The following is a 13019-nucleotide window of genomic DNA, read 5'->3' as shown; positions in this document are numbered from 1 at the left end:
TCACGAACGGCGGCGACGGCGAACCGTGACGAGGGTGGCCAGGAAGAGACCGCCTGCGAGCGCGAGGGTGCCCCAGGTCAGACCGGTGACCGGAGAGAGGCCGGTTTGTGCGAGGGAGCCCGATGCACGCGCCGCGGAAGGCTGAGACCCCGCTACGGTGCCGCCGCCGAGCGGGTCGGCCCCCGATCCCGCCCCACCGGCACCACCCAGACCCCGGTGCCCGTCGCCGTCACCACCGTCGTCTGGGGTCGCTGACGCGCTCGGCGACGGGGTGGGCGTCGGTGTGGGCGTCGCGGGGGTGGGCGTGCCCTCCTCGATGACGAGAGCGTAGAAGCGCGAGTCGGTGCCGAGGGCGTTCTTCGCCTCGATGCGGAAGCGGAACGTGCCCCACTCGGTGGGCGTGCCGCTCAGCTGATGGGTGCGAGGGTCGAGGGTAAGACCCGTGGGCAGCGACCCGGCCACGATGGAGATGGTCGGTGCGGGCGCGCCCGATGCCGTGACGCTGAAGGGACCGTAGGGTTCGCCGGCTCGGCCGGCCGGCGGGGCCGCCGAGGTGATGGTGGGTGCGGTGCCCGCGGCCGGTGCGATGACCACGGTGAACGGCCGCGAGTTCGAGCCCACACCGTTGTCGGCGGTGATGACGAAGGTGTAACTGCCCGCCGTCGTCGGGGTGCCCCGCAGTTGATACGTGATCTCGTCGAACAGGAGGCCCGGAGGCAGTGTCCCGCCCTTCACGATGAGCGAGGGCTGGGGCACACCGGATGCGGTGAAGGTGAACGGGCCGTAGGCCGCGCCGACCGTGCCCCCGGGCGGCGGCGTGCTCGAGACGACCGGAGCCGATGGTGCCTTCGACGCGACGGTGAACGTGAAGGTCACCGAATCGGTGGTGGGGGAGCTGTTGTCCGCGGTGACCGTGAAGGTGAAGACGCCCGCGACCGTGGGGATGCCGGAGAACACGCCGGCGGTGTCGAGGGAGATGCCGGGCGGGAGAGTGCCCGACGTCACCGAGAACGCGGTGGTCTCGGGGCGGCCCGACGCCACCACTGCCGACGTGTAGGCGGCGCCCACCTCTCCCGCGAGATCACGCGGCGACAGGATCAGTGGGCTGGCGGCGACGTCGTACGACGTGATGGTGGCGCCCGTGAGCGAGGCGGTGACGCCCAGGAGATGGTGACTGCCCTGATCGACGGTCATCGCGCTGAGGTCCGCGGGATAGGTGGTGGAGTCGCCGACGTCGGAGAGGGTGTCGAGAAGGAAGGTGCGCAGCGCCCCCGACCCGGTGGTCACGTAGGCGAGCTGCACCGACCCGTCGGACGCGAGGGTGGTGGCCGGTGCGTCGAGGGGGGTCGAGGTGGCCGCCGGGGCGAGCAGGGCATCGAAACGCCGCACCCGGTAGTCGGATCCCGCCGACGTGCCCACCAGCACCTCACCCGCGCCCACGTCGAGCGCGGTCGGGATCGCACCACCGCCCAGCGAGACCGGGCTGCCCGCCACGTCGGAGCTGACCGGGATGAGCGTGCCCGCGACCTGGCTCGTCACGTACACCCGGTGGTCGCTCGAGGAGACCCCTACGTCGAACGGCACGTTCGGCATCGCGATGCGTGCGATCGCCCGGGTGCCGAGATCGATGCGGCTGAGGTCGACCGAGTCCTCGTTCGCGACGTAGGCCACGCCGGCACCCGAATCCACTGCGATGCCGCGCGCCCCGCTCCCTGTCGTGGGGATGCTGTCGACCACGGTGTTCGCCGTGGGAGAGGCGGGGTGCCCGTCGATCACGACGACGGAGTCGCCCGCGTGGTCGGAGACGTAGACCTGGTGGGTGGCGGTGTTGACCGCGAGGTCGACCGCGTCTCCTCCCACCGCCACCCGGGCGACCGATCGGAGGCCGGAACCCGAGGTGTCGTACACCACTACATCGCCCGAGGGCCGCTCGATCGCGTAGGCGCGGCCCGTGCCGGGGTCGACCTCGAGCGAGACGAGCGACCGCGACGCTGCGTCGTGGAGAGTGGCGGTGGCGGTGAAGGAGATGGCGCGCGTGACTGCGGCCTGCGCCGGTCTCGCATCGGTGGCCACGGCGCCGAGCGTGGTCGCACCCGCGCACACGGCGGCCGCGATGCCCAGCGCGATGGCCCGACGGGTGACCCGATGAAGATGAGTGCGACTCGTGTTCATGAAGCGAGCGTACCTCAGGTTCGAACGCGCGCGCCAGGCCGTGCATCCGGAATCGGGCGGAAACACCGCCGCAACACCCGGGCAGTAGGCTCGCCCTCATGGTTGACCTGTTCGACGGCTACGGCGCCACACTCACCCCGGCCAAGCGGCGTGGCAGCTCCTCCCCTTGGGACGAGATGTTCCCCGAGCCGAAGTCGCAGGACCCGGTGGAGGCGCGCGCAGCTTACAAGGACATCTACAACGCCCTGGCCCGCATGACGCAGGAGGAACTGCGCGGCCGCACCGACGCGCTGGCCAGCTCGTACCTCGCCCAGGGCGTCACCTTCGACTTCGCCGGCGAGGAGCGGCCCTTCCCCCTCGACGCCGTGCCGCGCGTGATCGAGCAGAAGGAGTGGGTCGACGTCGAGGCCGGCATCAAGCAGCGCGTCAAGGCGCTCGAGGCCTTCCTCTCGGACATCTACGGCAACCAGGTCGCCGTGCGCGACGGCGTCATCCCCGCCGCCCTCATCAGCTCGAGCACGCACTTCCATCGCGAGGCCGCGGGGATCGTGTCGCCCAACAACGTGCGCATCCAGGTGTCGGGCATCGACCTCATCCGCGACGAGCACGGCGACTGGCGCGTGCTCGAAGACAACGTGCGGGTGCCGAGCGGTGTCTCGTACGTCATCTCCAACCGCCGCGTCATGGCGCAGACCCTGCCCGAGCTGTTCGTGTCGATGCGCGTGCGGCCGGTGGGCGACTACCCCAACAAGCTCCTGCAGGCGCTGCGCGCATCCGCCCCCAACGGCATCGACGACCCCACCGTCGTGGTGCTCACCCCGGGCGTCTACAACTCGGCCTACTTCGAGCACACGCTGCTCGCCCGGCTCATGGGCGTGGAGCTCGTCGAGGGCCGCGACCTGTTCTGCTCGGGCGGCAAGGTGTGGATGCGCACCACGGCCGGACCGCAACGCGTCGACGTGATCTACCGCCGGGTCGACGACGAGTTCATCGACCCGCTGCAGTTCCGCGCCGACTCCATGCTCGGCAGCCCGGGGCTCCTCATGGCGGCGCGCCTCGGCAACGTCACCATCGCCAACGCGGTCGGCAACGGCGTGGCCGACGACAAGCTCGTCTACACCTACATGCCCGACCTCATCGAGTACTACCTGGGCGAGAAGCCCATCATCAAGAACGTCGACACTTGGCGGCTCGAGGAGCCCGGCGCGCTGGAGGAGGTGCTCGACCGGCTCGACGAACTCGTGGTGAAGCCCGTCGACGGCTCGGGCGGCAAGGGTCTCGTGGTGGGGCCGGATGCGTCGGCCAAGGAGCTCGAGACGCTGCGCAACCGGCTCATCGCCGACCCGCGCGGCTGGATCGCGCAGCCCGTGGTGCAGCTGTCGACCATCCCCACACTGGTCGAAGATGGCATGCGCCCGCGCCACGCCGACCTGCGCCCCTTCGCGGTGAACGACGGCACCGACGTGTGGGTGCTGCCCGGCGGGCTCACCCGTGTGGCGCTGCCCGAGGGCCAGCTCGTGGTGAACAGCTCGCAGGGCGGCGGGTCGAAGGACACCTGGGTGGTGGGGCAGGAGCCGCTGTTCTCGTCGAACGACGGGCACAACATCCAGGGACTCGTGGCCGAGCAGGCTGCGGTGACGCAGGCGATACCGATCATCGGGCACGTGCCCGACCATTCGCCCGAAGACCGGCCGCGCAACCAGGACCAGGCGCAGCAGCAACAGCAGTCGCGGGCTCAGGATGCGCGCCCCACCGCAGAAGGCGAGGTGCTCTGATGGCCATGCTCTCCCGCATCGCGGAGTCCCTGTTCTGGATCGGCCGCTACATCGAGCGCTCCGACGGCACCGCGCGCATCCTCGACGTGCACCTGCAGCTGCTGCTCGAAGACCCGTGGATCGAGGAGAACCTCGCCTGCCGGTCCCTCCTCAGCGTCATGGGCTCCGACGTGCCCGACGACGGGCGCTCCCTCACCCGTGCCGACGTGCTCGCCTCGCTCGCGGTCGACCGCACGCATCCCGCCTCCATCGCCTACTCGCTCGGAGCCGCCCGCGAGAACGCGCGACGAGCCCGCGAGATCGTGTCGACCGAGCTCTGGGAGTGCCTCAACACCACGCGGGCGCGCATGCCCCGCAAGGTCACGGGGGAGAAGACGCACGAGTTCTTCGGCTGGGTGCGCGACCGCGCGGCGCTCGCCGTGGGCATCATGGAGTCGTCGGCCTCGCGCGACGAGGCCTGGCACTTCTTCACCCTCGGCCGCTCCATCGAGCGCGCCGACATGACCGCGCGCCTTCTCGCCACTCGCAGCCTCACCGAGGCTTCGGGGCCGTCGTGGACGACGATCCTGCGCTCCTGCGGCGCCTACGAGGCCTACCTGCGCACCTACCGCGGCGTGCCGTCGGCCCGCAACGCGGCCGAGTTCCTGCTGCTCGACCGGCTGTTCCCCCGCTCCATCCTCTACTCGGTCACTCGCGCCGAGCAGTGCCTGCGCGACCTCGGCCCGCGCAACGAGCGCATCGGTGTGACCGACTCGGCGCAGCGGCTGCTCGGGCAGATCCGCTCGCAGCTGGAGTACCGGCCCATCACCGACATCCTGCAGGAGCTGCCACGGCACATGGACAGCGTGCAAGACGCCACCAGCGCCGCCTCCGAGGCCATCCGGCAGCGGTACTTCCCCACGAACAACGCCCCCAGCTGGATCGGAGAGAGCGCATGAACCGCCTCCGCGTTCGCCACATCACCGGCTACCGCTACGAGGGCGAGGTGCAGGCCTCCTACAACGAGGCGCGCATGCTGCCCATCAGCTCGGAGGGGCAGTTCGTGCTGCACTCCTCGCTCGAGATCGCACCGGTGTCGTCGTCGCACAACTACGTGGACTACTGGGGCACCAGGGTCTCCTCGTTCGAGGTACTCACGCCGCACAAGGAGCTCTCCCTCACCGCCACCTCGCTCGTGGAGGTGCGCAACCGGCCGCACGCCGCGCATCCGGTCGACTGGGAGCTGCTCGCCAACGAGGCCGCCACCTCCACCAGCTACGTGGAGCAGACCAAGCAGACCAAGCTCACCGACCCCTCGCCCGACCTCGCGGCGCTCGCCGAGGAGATCGCGGCGCGGCACGTGTCGCCGTGCGAGGCGGCGCTGGAGATCTGCACCGAGATCGGTCGGCAGGTGGAGTACGTGCAGGGCGTGACCGGGGTGCAGTCGACCGCGCACGAGGCATGGACCGACAAGCGGGGGGTGTGCCAGGACATCACGCACATCGCTCTCGGGGCGCTGCGGTCGGTCGGGATTCCGGCGCGGTACGTGTCGGGCTACCTGCACCCGAAGCCGGATGCGGCGATCGGCGAGACCATCGCGGGCGAGTCGCACGCGTGGGTGGAGTGGTTCTGCGGGGACTGGCGCGGGTTCGACCCCACCAACCTCATCGACATCGGCGAGCGGCACGTGGTGGTGGGGCGCGGGCGCGACTACAACGACGTCGCGCCGCTGCGGGGCGTGTACGCGGGGCCGTTCGGGTCGGAGCTGTTCGTGAAGGTCGAGATCACGCGGGAGTCGTGACGGTGCCTCGCGCGTGATCGCGCGGGCGTTCGGGGGCGTGGGAGGATGAGGCATGTCTGAGCCCGCGGCGCCGCGTTCTGCCCACTTCACCGACAGCTTCGTCGATCAGCTCGGGGTGGAGATCACCTACTACGGGTGGACGGTCGAGCATCCGCGGGCCGTCGTGCAGCTCGTGCACGGCCTCGGCGAGCACGCCGGACGCTACCCGAAGCTCGCCCGCGACCTCAACGCCGCCGGTTACAGCGTGTACGCCGCCGATCAGCGCGGGCACGGTGCCACCGGGCTCGCCCAGCACGGCGGCGACCACTCCCGGCTCGGCCGGCTCGGGGTCGGCGGGTTGCGGGCGACCATCGACGACATCCGCCAGTTCGGTCTCGTGATCGCGCGCGAGCATCCCGAGGTTCCGCTGGTGGCGATGGGGCAGAGCTGGGGGTCGCTGATGCTGCAGAAGCTGATGAACACGCCCGCGCTCGCGCATTACTCGGGGGTGGTGCTCGTGGGCACCGCCTACCGGATGCCCGGGCACATGGACGGCGGCGACCTCAACCGCAAGCACAAGCCCACCGATGGTTCGGCCGGCAACGGGTACGAGTGGCTGTCGCGCGACGTGGCGGTGCAGGAGGGGGCGGCGGCCGATCCGCTGATGTTCCCGGCCGAGGTGGCGAAGCTGTTCGGGCTCGTCGACGGGTTGCGGCTGTTCGGGCGGCCGGGGCGGCGGCTCGATCTCGTGGCCGACGTGCCGGTGCTGATCCTCGTCGGAACCGATGACACGCTCGGTGGGGAGCGGTCGGCGCAGAAGCTCGTGGGGGTGTTCACGCGGCGGTCGCGGCTGAGTGACGTGACATTGCGGGTGTATCCGGATGCGCGGCACGAGGTGCTGAACGAGACGAACCGGGCCGAGGTGGTTGCCGATCTGGTGGCGTGGCTCGACGAGCGGGTCGGGGGTGGTGTCTCGGGTGGCTCGGGTGGCGGTGCTGCGGGTGGCGCCGGTTCCTCGGGGCCGGCGGGCGGTGACGTGTGACCTGGTTGCTCGAGCTGCCCATCATCGACGGGCCGTTGCCGTGGATCGTGTGGACCCTCTCCGCTGTCGCGTTCGTGTACCTGCTCGCGCGGCCCCCGCGCATCCGGTGGGTGCTCACCGCGCTGATCGGCTTGCTCGCGGGTGCCCTTGTTGCGTTCGCTACGATCTGGGTGGTCGAGGCGTTCAACCTGTTCGGTGTGCCGCTCACCGTGCAGACGGATGCGTGGGTCGTCGTGACCTTCGCCGCGATCGGGCTCGCGGTGGTGAACCTGTGGCGGTCGCGGTGGTGGCGCAAGGTCGTGGCGGCGGTGGGAGCGGTGCTGTTCGCGCTGTCGGGCACGCTCGGCATCAACGCGTACTTCGGGCTGAAGCCGACGGTGGCGTCGTTCCTCGGGATCGTGGTGGAGCATCCGATCGACATCAACCGGCCGACGGGGTCGCCGACGCCGCGGCCCACGGATGACCCGGATGCAGGGCGGCCGGTGTACGAGACATGGACGCCGCCCGCGGACATGCCGGCCACGGGGACGACGGGCACGCAGGTGATCCCGGCCACCGCATCCGGGTTCTCGTCGAGGCCCGCGGGCATCTACCTGCCGCCGGCCGCGCAGGTGGCCGACCCGCCCGACCTGCCGCTGATGATCCTCATGATGGGGCAGCCCGGCGACCCCGACCCGCAGTACGTGGCGTCGGTGCTCGACGAGTACGCGGCCGCGCACCAGGGGCTGGCGCCGATCGTGATCGTGGCCGATCAGCTGGGCGACGAGAGCATCGACCCGGTGTGCGCCGACACGGCGAAGTACGGGAACGCGGAGACGTTCATCGTGCAGGACGTGGTGGCGTGGGCGCGGGCGAATCTGCGCATCGATCAGGATCCGGCGCACTGGGTGATCGCGGGGTATTCGAACGGGGGCGGATGCGCGTTCAAGTACGGGGCGGAGTATCCGGAGCTGTGGGAGAACGTGCTGTCGATCTCGGGGGAGGAGTACCCGGGGTCGGAGGATCCGTCGACCGTGATCGACCAGTTGTTCGGGGGTGACGCAGCGGCGTTCGAGGCGACGAAGCCAGCGTCGATCCTGGCGTCGGGGGCGCACGCCTATCCCGACACCGTGGGGATCTTCACGGTCGGCGGCGCCGACCCGGTGTTCATCCCGGCGGCGCAGGCGGCGGCTGCTGCGGCGCAGGCGGCGGGCTGGCAGACCACGTACTACGTCATCCCCGACGCCGGCCACGTGCTCGACGCCCTCCACGGCGGCTTCGAGAAGGGCTTCGAGATCCTCTACCCGCGCCTCGGCCTCGCGGCCCCTGCGTCGTGACTACTCCTTTCGCAGGTAGTTCTTCAGCTCGGTGACGACCCGGTCGGACACGGTGTTGGGCCCGCCCACCACGGTGATCTTCCGTGGATTCAGCCGCTTCAGCTCAGCCACCACCGACGCGGGAATCCCGTCTTTCGCCACCAGCAGCAACGGCCCGTGGCTGGCAGCCGCAGCCGCCGACGCCGACAGCGCATCGGGGAACGTCTCGCCCGACGCGATGTACACGTTCCTCGTGTTCGCCCCGAACACCGACTTCGACGCCTCCACCGCGGTCGCGAACCGATCGGCCCCGGCCACCCGCGTCGTCGGCGCGATGCCCTGCAGTTCGGTCACGACCGCATCGCTCACCGTCCCCGCCCCACCGAGCACCACGATCTTCCCCGGCTTCAGCCGCTCCAGCTCCGCCTTCACCTCCGCCGTCACCCCACCCTTCGGCGTCAGAAGCACGGGCCCCTTCCCGGCCCCCGCCACAGCCCCACCCGCCAACGCATCCGCAAACCCTTCCCCCGAAGCCACATACGCAACCGGCACTCCGGGCTGGAAGAAGAACGCCGACGTCGCCGTCGAAGCGGTGTACCGGTTCGCTCCATCGATCGTGATTGGACTTTTGCCAGTCAATCTGCGGAGCTCGTCCACGACACCCTCGCTGACTGTGGCAGGCCCTCCCACGATCACCACATTGCGAGGACCTTCTCGAAGGATCTCGGCGGCAACCCCCGTCGGCACTGAGTCTCGGCGCACGAGTACAACAGGCGCGCCGACCGCACGAATGGACGCAGCAGCGGCGGAAGCCGAGAGTGCATCTGGGTAGCCCTCGCCCGAGGTCACGAACACGATGGAATGACTATCCGCGGTGAACAGCCGCGTGGCGATCGATTCGGCGACCGAGTACCGGTCGGGTCCAGAAACTCGAACGACTGAAGGATCATCGGCTACCCCTCGCGCATAGACCTGGGAGAAGATGGATGCTCCCCCACTGACGAGGTTGTTCGCTGTCATTGTGAAGGCCGCGAAATCGCCACCCTCCGAGAGCGCAACACTAAGGGGGTTCACATTGCCCGGGTCTGCGCCACCCCCGATTCCGAGAGGGCCAGAGATTAGAGTCGTATCGGCCGTTGTGAGGTCTCTTACGAACACCTGCATGCTTGACGAGGACAGGCCGCTCGTCACACCTGAGGATGAGGAAGAGAACGCTACAACCGCCCCCGACCCCGCGATCGTTGGAAGGACGCCCAGAGCGAGGTCGCCGTACTCGTCTCTGCTGACGATCTTCGTGGCCCGCAGCCCGGAGTCACGCAAGAAGACATGGCTACCGCCGACGAGGTGATCGGGAGTCTGATTTGTAGCTGCTGTATCGAAGACGGCTTTTGTTCCGTCGGCAGAGATGTCAACGGACGAGACTTGCGCATTCGCACCTCCGGTGCCGGCGGTATCGATGCTGATCATCGTCGTCTGCCGGAGCGAGAGGTTGCGTGCGTACGCTTGGACGAAGCCTCGTGTTGGAGTGCTCGTGAGCAGCGATTCAGTGATGAAGGTGACTGTGTGACCGTCGCCGGAGATCGAAGGCGAAGTGGAGACCTTGCTTCCTCCTGACGCTGTCCCGGCCGTCTCGTCGATGCTCACCAATGTCGTCGTCTCGCGGGCGAGATCGCGAACGAAGATCTGTTGGACCCCGGAGTTCGATTCCGGGGTGAGATTCGAGGCGGTGCTTTCGAACGCGATCACTGATCCGTCATCGGAAATCGTGGGGTGCCCTGTTCCCGAGTTCGCGGCGATCGAGCCGGTCCCTCCACTGAGGCTGGCAACTCCGAACACCCCTGTCTTCCTGTTCCAGACCACGATCTGCCTCGTGCCCGTGGGGATGGCGATGCCGAGGTTCGTGGCCGAAGTGGCGAAAGCGACGAAGTCGCCTCCAGCTGATATCACCGGGTCGACCGACTCATCGTTTCCCTCAGCACCGCCGTACTCGGTGACCATCTCAGTCTCGCCGGACCGCAGATCGCGCAGATAGACCTGACTCGTGCGAGAACCAGGAACGGATCTCAGATTCGAGGACTGCGACGCGAAGACGACGAACCGACCGTCCGCGGAGACCGAGGGAGAGCCCGAGGCGTTGTTTCCTGGAGTAGTGCCATCTGGGGCGACGCTCACCAGCAGAGGCGAACCCAGCGTCGAGGGTGCCGCTAGCGAGAGTTGTGCTGGCGCCAGCGACGCAACCGCCACTGCCAGCACAGCGAACGCCGAAAGAAAAGGGGCGGGGCGGGTGCGCATGGGGACTCCCGGCGTGAGGCGGGGCGTGGGTCGCTCCGGTCGAGCTGAGAATGTATCGCGTTAGGGCGTAGGGGGCACCCGAGTAAAAACTACTCAGTCCATGCCGACGAGGCCCTCGGGGAGGTCGTCGAGGTCGGAGACGATGGTGGGCATGGAGGCGGTGATGACGGTGCCGTCGGCGCGGACGGTGCCCTCGATGTCGGAGGTGGTGGGGGCGCCCTCGATGGTGGGGCGGTCGTCTTTCAAAGGGACGGTGATGGGCGCATCCTGGGTCACCAGCACGCGCTCGCCGCGCACCCATAGCTCGACCGAATCGTGAGACGACGATGACAGGATCGCGAACGCGATCGCCTCCTGCGTCAGCGTCACCTCCACGAGCGCCCCCAGGATCGTCACGTGGAACACCAGCGACTCCCACTCCTCGGGCAGCCTCGGGTCGAACGTGAACTTGCCGAGGTAGTCGCGCATCCCGCCGAACCCGAACGCCAGCGCGCTCCACACGCCACCGGTCGACGCCACGTGGATGCCGTCGGCCGTGTTGTTGTGCAGGTCGCCGAGGTCGACGAACAGCGCGCCGCGGAAGTACCCGAGCGCGAGCTCCCGGTAGCCCACCTCGGCCGCGATGATCGACTGGGTCGACGCCGACAGGGTGGAGTCGCCCGTGGTGAGCGCGTCGTAGTACTCGAAGTCGGCGCGCTTCTCGGCCGTGGTGAACTCGTCGCCCTGCAGCAGCAGCGCGAGCACCACGTCGGCCTGCTTGATCACCTGGAAGCGGTAGATCACCAGCGGGTGGAAGTGCAGCAGCAGAGGCCGCTTGGAGTCGGGGGTGTTGTCGAGGTCCCACAGCTCCTTCTCGAGGAACTGCGCGTCTTGCGGGTGGATGCCGAGGTCGGCGTCGTAGAGGATGTGCATCGCCTCCGCCGCGGCCGACCACTCCTCGATCTCGCCCGGCTCGAGCGAGAGCCGCTTCACCATGGCCTCGTAGGCCGCCGGCTCCTCGAGCGCCATGCGCCGGGTCTGCCGCACCGCGGCGCGCAGGTTCGCGCGCGCCATCACGTTGGTGAAGAGGTTGTCGTTGACGACGGTGGTGTACTCGTCGGGTCCGGTCACACCGTGGATGTGGAACGTCTCCGAGACGGGAGCGCCGCGTCCGCCGGGCCCCCGCGAGCTGCCGCGCCCGCGCCAGAACCCCAGGTCGGCCCACATGCGCGCCGTCTCCACCAGGATGTCGATGGCCCCGCGGTTGAGGAAGTCGCGGTCACCCGTGGCCGCCACGTACTGCGACAGCGCGTGCGAGATGTCGGCGTCGATGTGGTACTGCGCCGTGCCCGCCGCGTAGTACGCCGACGACTCGAGACCGTTGATGGTGCGCCACGGGAAGAGGGCGCCCCTCTGGTTGAGTTCGACCGCCCGGTCGCGGGCCGCGTCGAGCATCCCTTCTCTGAACCGGAGGGCGTTCCGCGCCACCTGCGGCGAGGTGTAGGTGAGGAAGGGCAGCACGTAGATCTCGGTGTCCCAGAAGTAGTGCCCGCCGTAGCCCGAGCCCGACACGCCCTTCGCCGCGATGCCGCCGCCGTCGGTGCGGGCCGTCGACTGCGCCAGCTGGAAGATGTTCCAGCGCACCGCCTGCTGCACATCCGGTTGCCCGGCGATCACCACGTCCGACCGCCGCCAGAAGTCGTCGAGCCACTCCCGCTGGCGCTCGAACACCTCCTCGATGGGGGCTTCGCCGATGCGGTCGAGCGTGCGGTTGGTGCGGTCGGCGAGCTCGGTCGTGGGCACGGTCGACGAGGTGTGGTAGGCGAGGGTCTTCACCAGACGGATGCGCTGGCCGGCCTTCGCGCGCACGCGATAGACGTGCTTGGCGATGTCGTCGTCGATCTGGGAGGTCTCGTCCCACTCGTTGTCGGTCTCGAGGTGGTGCTCGGCGCCGCAGGCGATCGTCATGCCCGAGTTGGCGGTGCGGTAGCCGAGCACGTAGCGGCCCTCGTGCACCCACTTGAAGCGGGGGAGCAGCACGCGGTCGGCGAAACCGGAGGCCTTGCGCGGGTCGGCGATGGCCCCGCCGGCGCCACCGGCCCCGCCCGTCGCGGCGCCGCCCGCCGCCGAGAACTCGTCGACCTTGTCCTGCCGGTTGAGGATCTGGCTCGAGATGAGGATCGACGCATCCGCATCGAGCATCGTGACCTCGTAGTCGATCACCGCGAGGTGCCGGTCGGTGAACGACACCAGCCGCCGCGAGCGCACGAGCACGCGCTTGCCCGACGGCGTGCGCCACTCCACGACCCGCTCCAGCACGCCCGTGCGGAAGTCGAGCGTGCGCGAGTACTCGATGGTGTCGGCGTCGGCCAGCACGAACGGCTCGTCGTCGACGTAGAGGCGGATGACCCGCGCATCCGGAGCGTTCACGATCGTCTGCCCGACCCGCGCGAACCCGTACGCCTCCTCGGCGTGACGGATCTGCCAGGTGTCGTGGAACCCGTTGATGAAGGTGCCCTCGGCGTGCGCCTTGTGCCCCTCCTCGAAGTTGCCGCGGAGCCCGAGGTAGCCGTTGCCGATCGCGAACAGCGTCTCGGTGCGGCCCTGCGTCGAGGTGTGGAACTCGGCCTCGGTGAGCGCCCACTCGTCGAGCGGGAACTGGGAGCGGTCGATGGGGTCGTCGGTGATGGGGTTCATCGGGCTCT

At 69.2% G+C, this 13019-nt stretch carries 8 protein-coding genes; 5 read left to right on the top strand and 3 right to left on the bottom strand.

Going from position 1 to position 13019, the window contains the following annotated elements; all coding sequences use genetic code 11:
* Complete coding sequence (locus N1031_RS03210) at positions 1–2172, bottom strand: putative Ig domain-containing protein (RefSeq protein WP_259478149.1); 2172 nt, start codon at positions 2170–2172, stop codon at positions 1–3.
* Between the two features lie 98 nt (positions 2173–2270).
* Between N1031_RS03210 and N1031_RS03205 the strand changes: the two genes are divergently transcribed.
* From N1031_RS03205 to N1031_RS03185, 5 genes are read left to right on the top strand one after another with little or no spacing between them, the layout of a single operon-like run.
* Positions 2271–3947, top strand: coding sequence for a circularly permuted type 2 ATP-grasp protein (locus N1031_RS03205; RefSeq protein WP_259478148.1), 1677 nt, complete (start codon positions 2271–2273; stop codon positions 3945–3947).
* Positions 3948–3952: 5 nt separating this feature from the next.
* Positions 3953–4885 (top strand): alpha-E domain-containing protein, encoded by a 933-nt coding sequence (locus N1031_RS03200; RefSeq protein ID WP_259478507.1) that lies wholly within the window; start codon positions 3953–3955, stop codon positions 4883–4885.
* Positions 4882–5727, top strand: coding sequence for a transglutaminase family protein (locus tag N1031_RS03195; protein ID WP_259478147.1), 846 nt, complete (start codon positions 4882–4884; stop codon positions 5725–5727). Before N1031_RS03200 ends, N1031_RS03195 begins: the two co-directional genes overlap by 4 nt.
* A gap of 52 nt (positions 5728–5779) precedes the next feature.
* Positions 5780–6748: an alpha/beta fold hydrolase gene (locus N1031_RS03190; protein ID WP_259478146.1), complete on the top strand. Its 969-nt coding sequence runs from the start codon at positions 5780–5782 to the stop codon at positions 6746–6748.
* Positions 6745–8064 (top strand): alpha/beta hydrolase, encoded by a 1320-nt coding sequence (locus tag N1031_RS03185; RefSeq protein ID WP_259478145.1) that lies wholly within the window; start codon positions 6745–6747, stop codon positions 8062–8064. The genes N1031_RS03190 and N1031_RS03185 overlap by 4 nt, the downstream gene beginning before the upstream one ends.
* Here the strand turns inward: N1031_RS03185 and N1031_RS03180 are convergent, their stop codons facing one another.
* A complete protein-coding gene (locus tag N1031_RS03180) occupies positions 8065–10215 on the bottom strand; it encodes a cell wall-binding repeat-containing protein (protein ID WP_259478144.1) in 2151 nt (716 codons plus the stop codon).
* A 213-nt stretch (positions 10216–10428) separates the two neighbouring features.
* A complete protein-coding gene (locus N1031_RS03175) occupies positions 10429–13011 on the bottom strand; it encodes a glycoside hydrolase family 65 protein (RefSeq protein ID WP_259478143.1) in 2583 nt (860 codons plus the stop codon).
* Positions 13012–13019 lie beyond the last annotated feature (8 nt).

Source organism: Herbiconiux moechotypicola, assembly GCF_024979255.1.
Taxonomy (GTDB): Bacteria; Actinomycetota; Actinomycetes; order Actinomycetales; family Microbacteriaceae; genus Herbiconiux; species Herbiconiux moechotypicola.
Note: the sequence above shows the minus strand (reverse complement) of the source record. Positions and strands in the feature narration are given on the sequence as shown.

Bases quoted from the DNA above. Each gene is read 5' to 3' on its own strand.
- N1031_RS03210 (WP_259478149.1), bottom strand. From the start codon at position 2,172: ATGAACACGAGTCGCACTCATCTTCATCGGGTCACCCGTCGGGCCATC.
- N1031_RS03205 (WP_259478148.1), top strand. From the start codon at position 2,271: ATGGTTGACCTGTTCGACGGCTACGGCGCCACACTCACCCCGGCCAAG.
- N1031_RS03200 (WP_259478507.1), top strand. From the start codon at position 3,953: ATGCTCTCCCGCATCGCGGAGTCCCTGTTCTGGATCGGCCGCTACATC.
- N1031_RS03195 (WP_259478147.1), top strand. From the start codon at position 4,882: ATGAACCGCCTCCGCGTTCGCCACATCACCGGCTACCGCTACGAGGGC.
- N1031_RS03190 (WP_259478146.1), top strand. From the start codon at position 5,780: ATGTCTGAGCCCGCGGCGCCGCGTTCTGCCCACTTCACCGACAGCTTC.
- N1031_RS03175 (WP_259478143.1), bottom strand. From the start codon at position 13,011: ATGAACCCCATCACCGACGACCCCATCGACCGCTCCCAGTTCCCGCTC.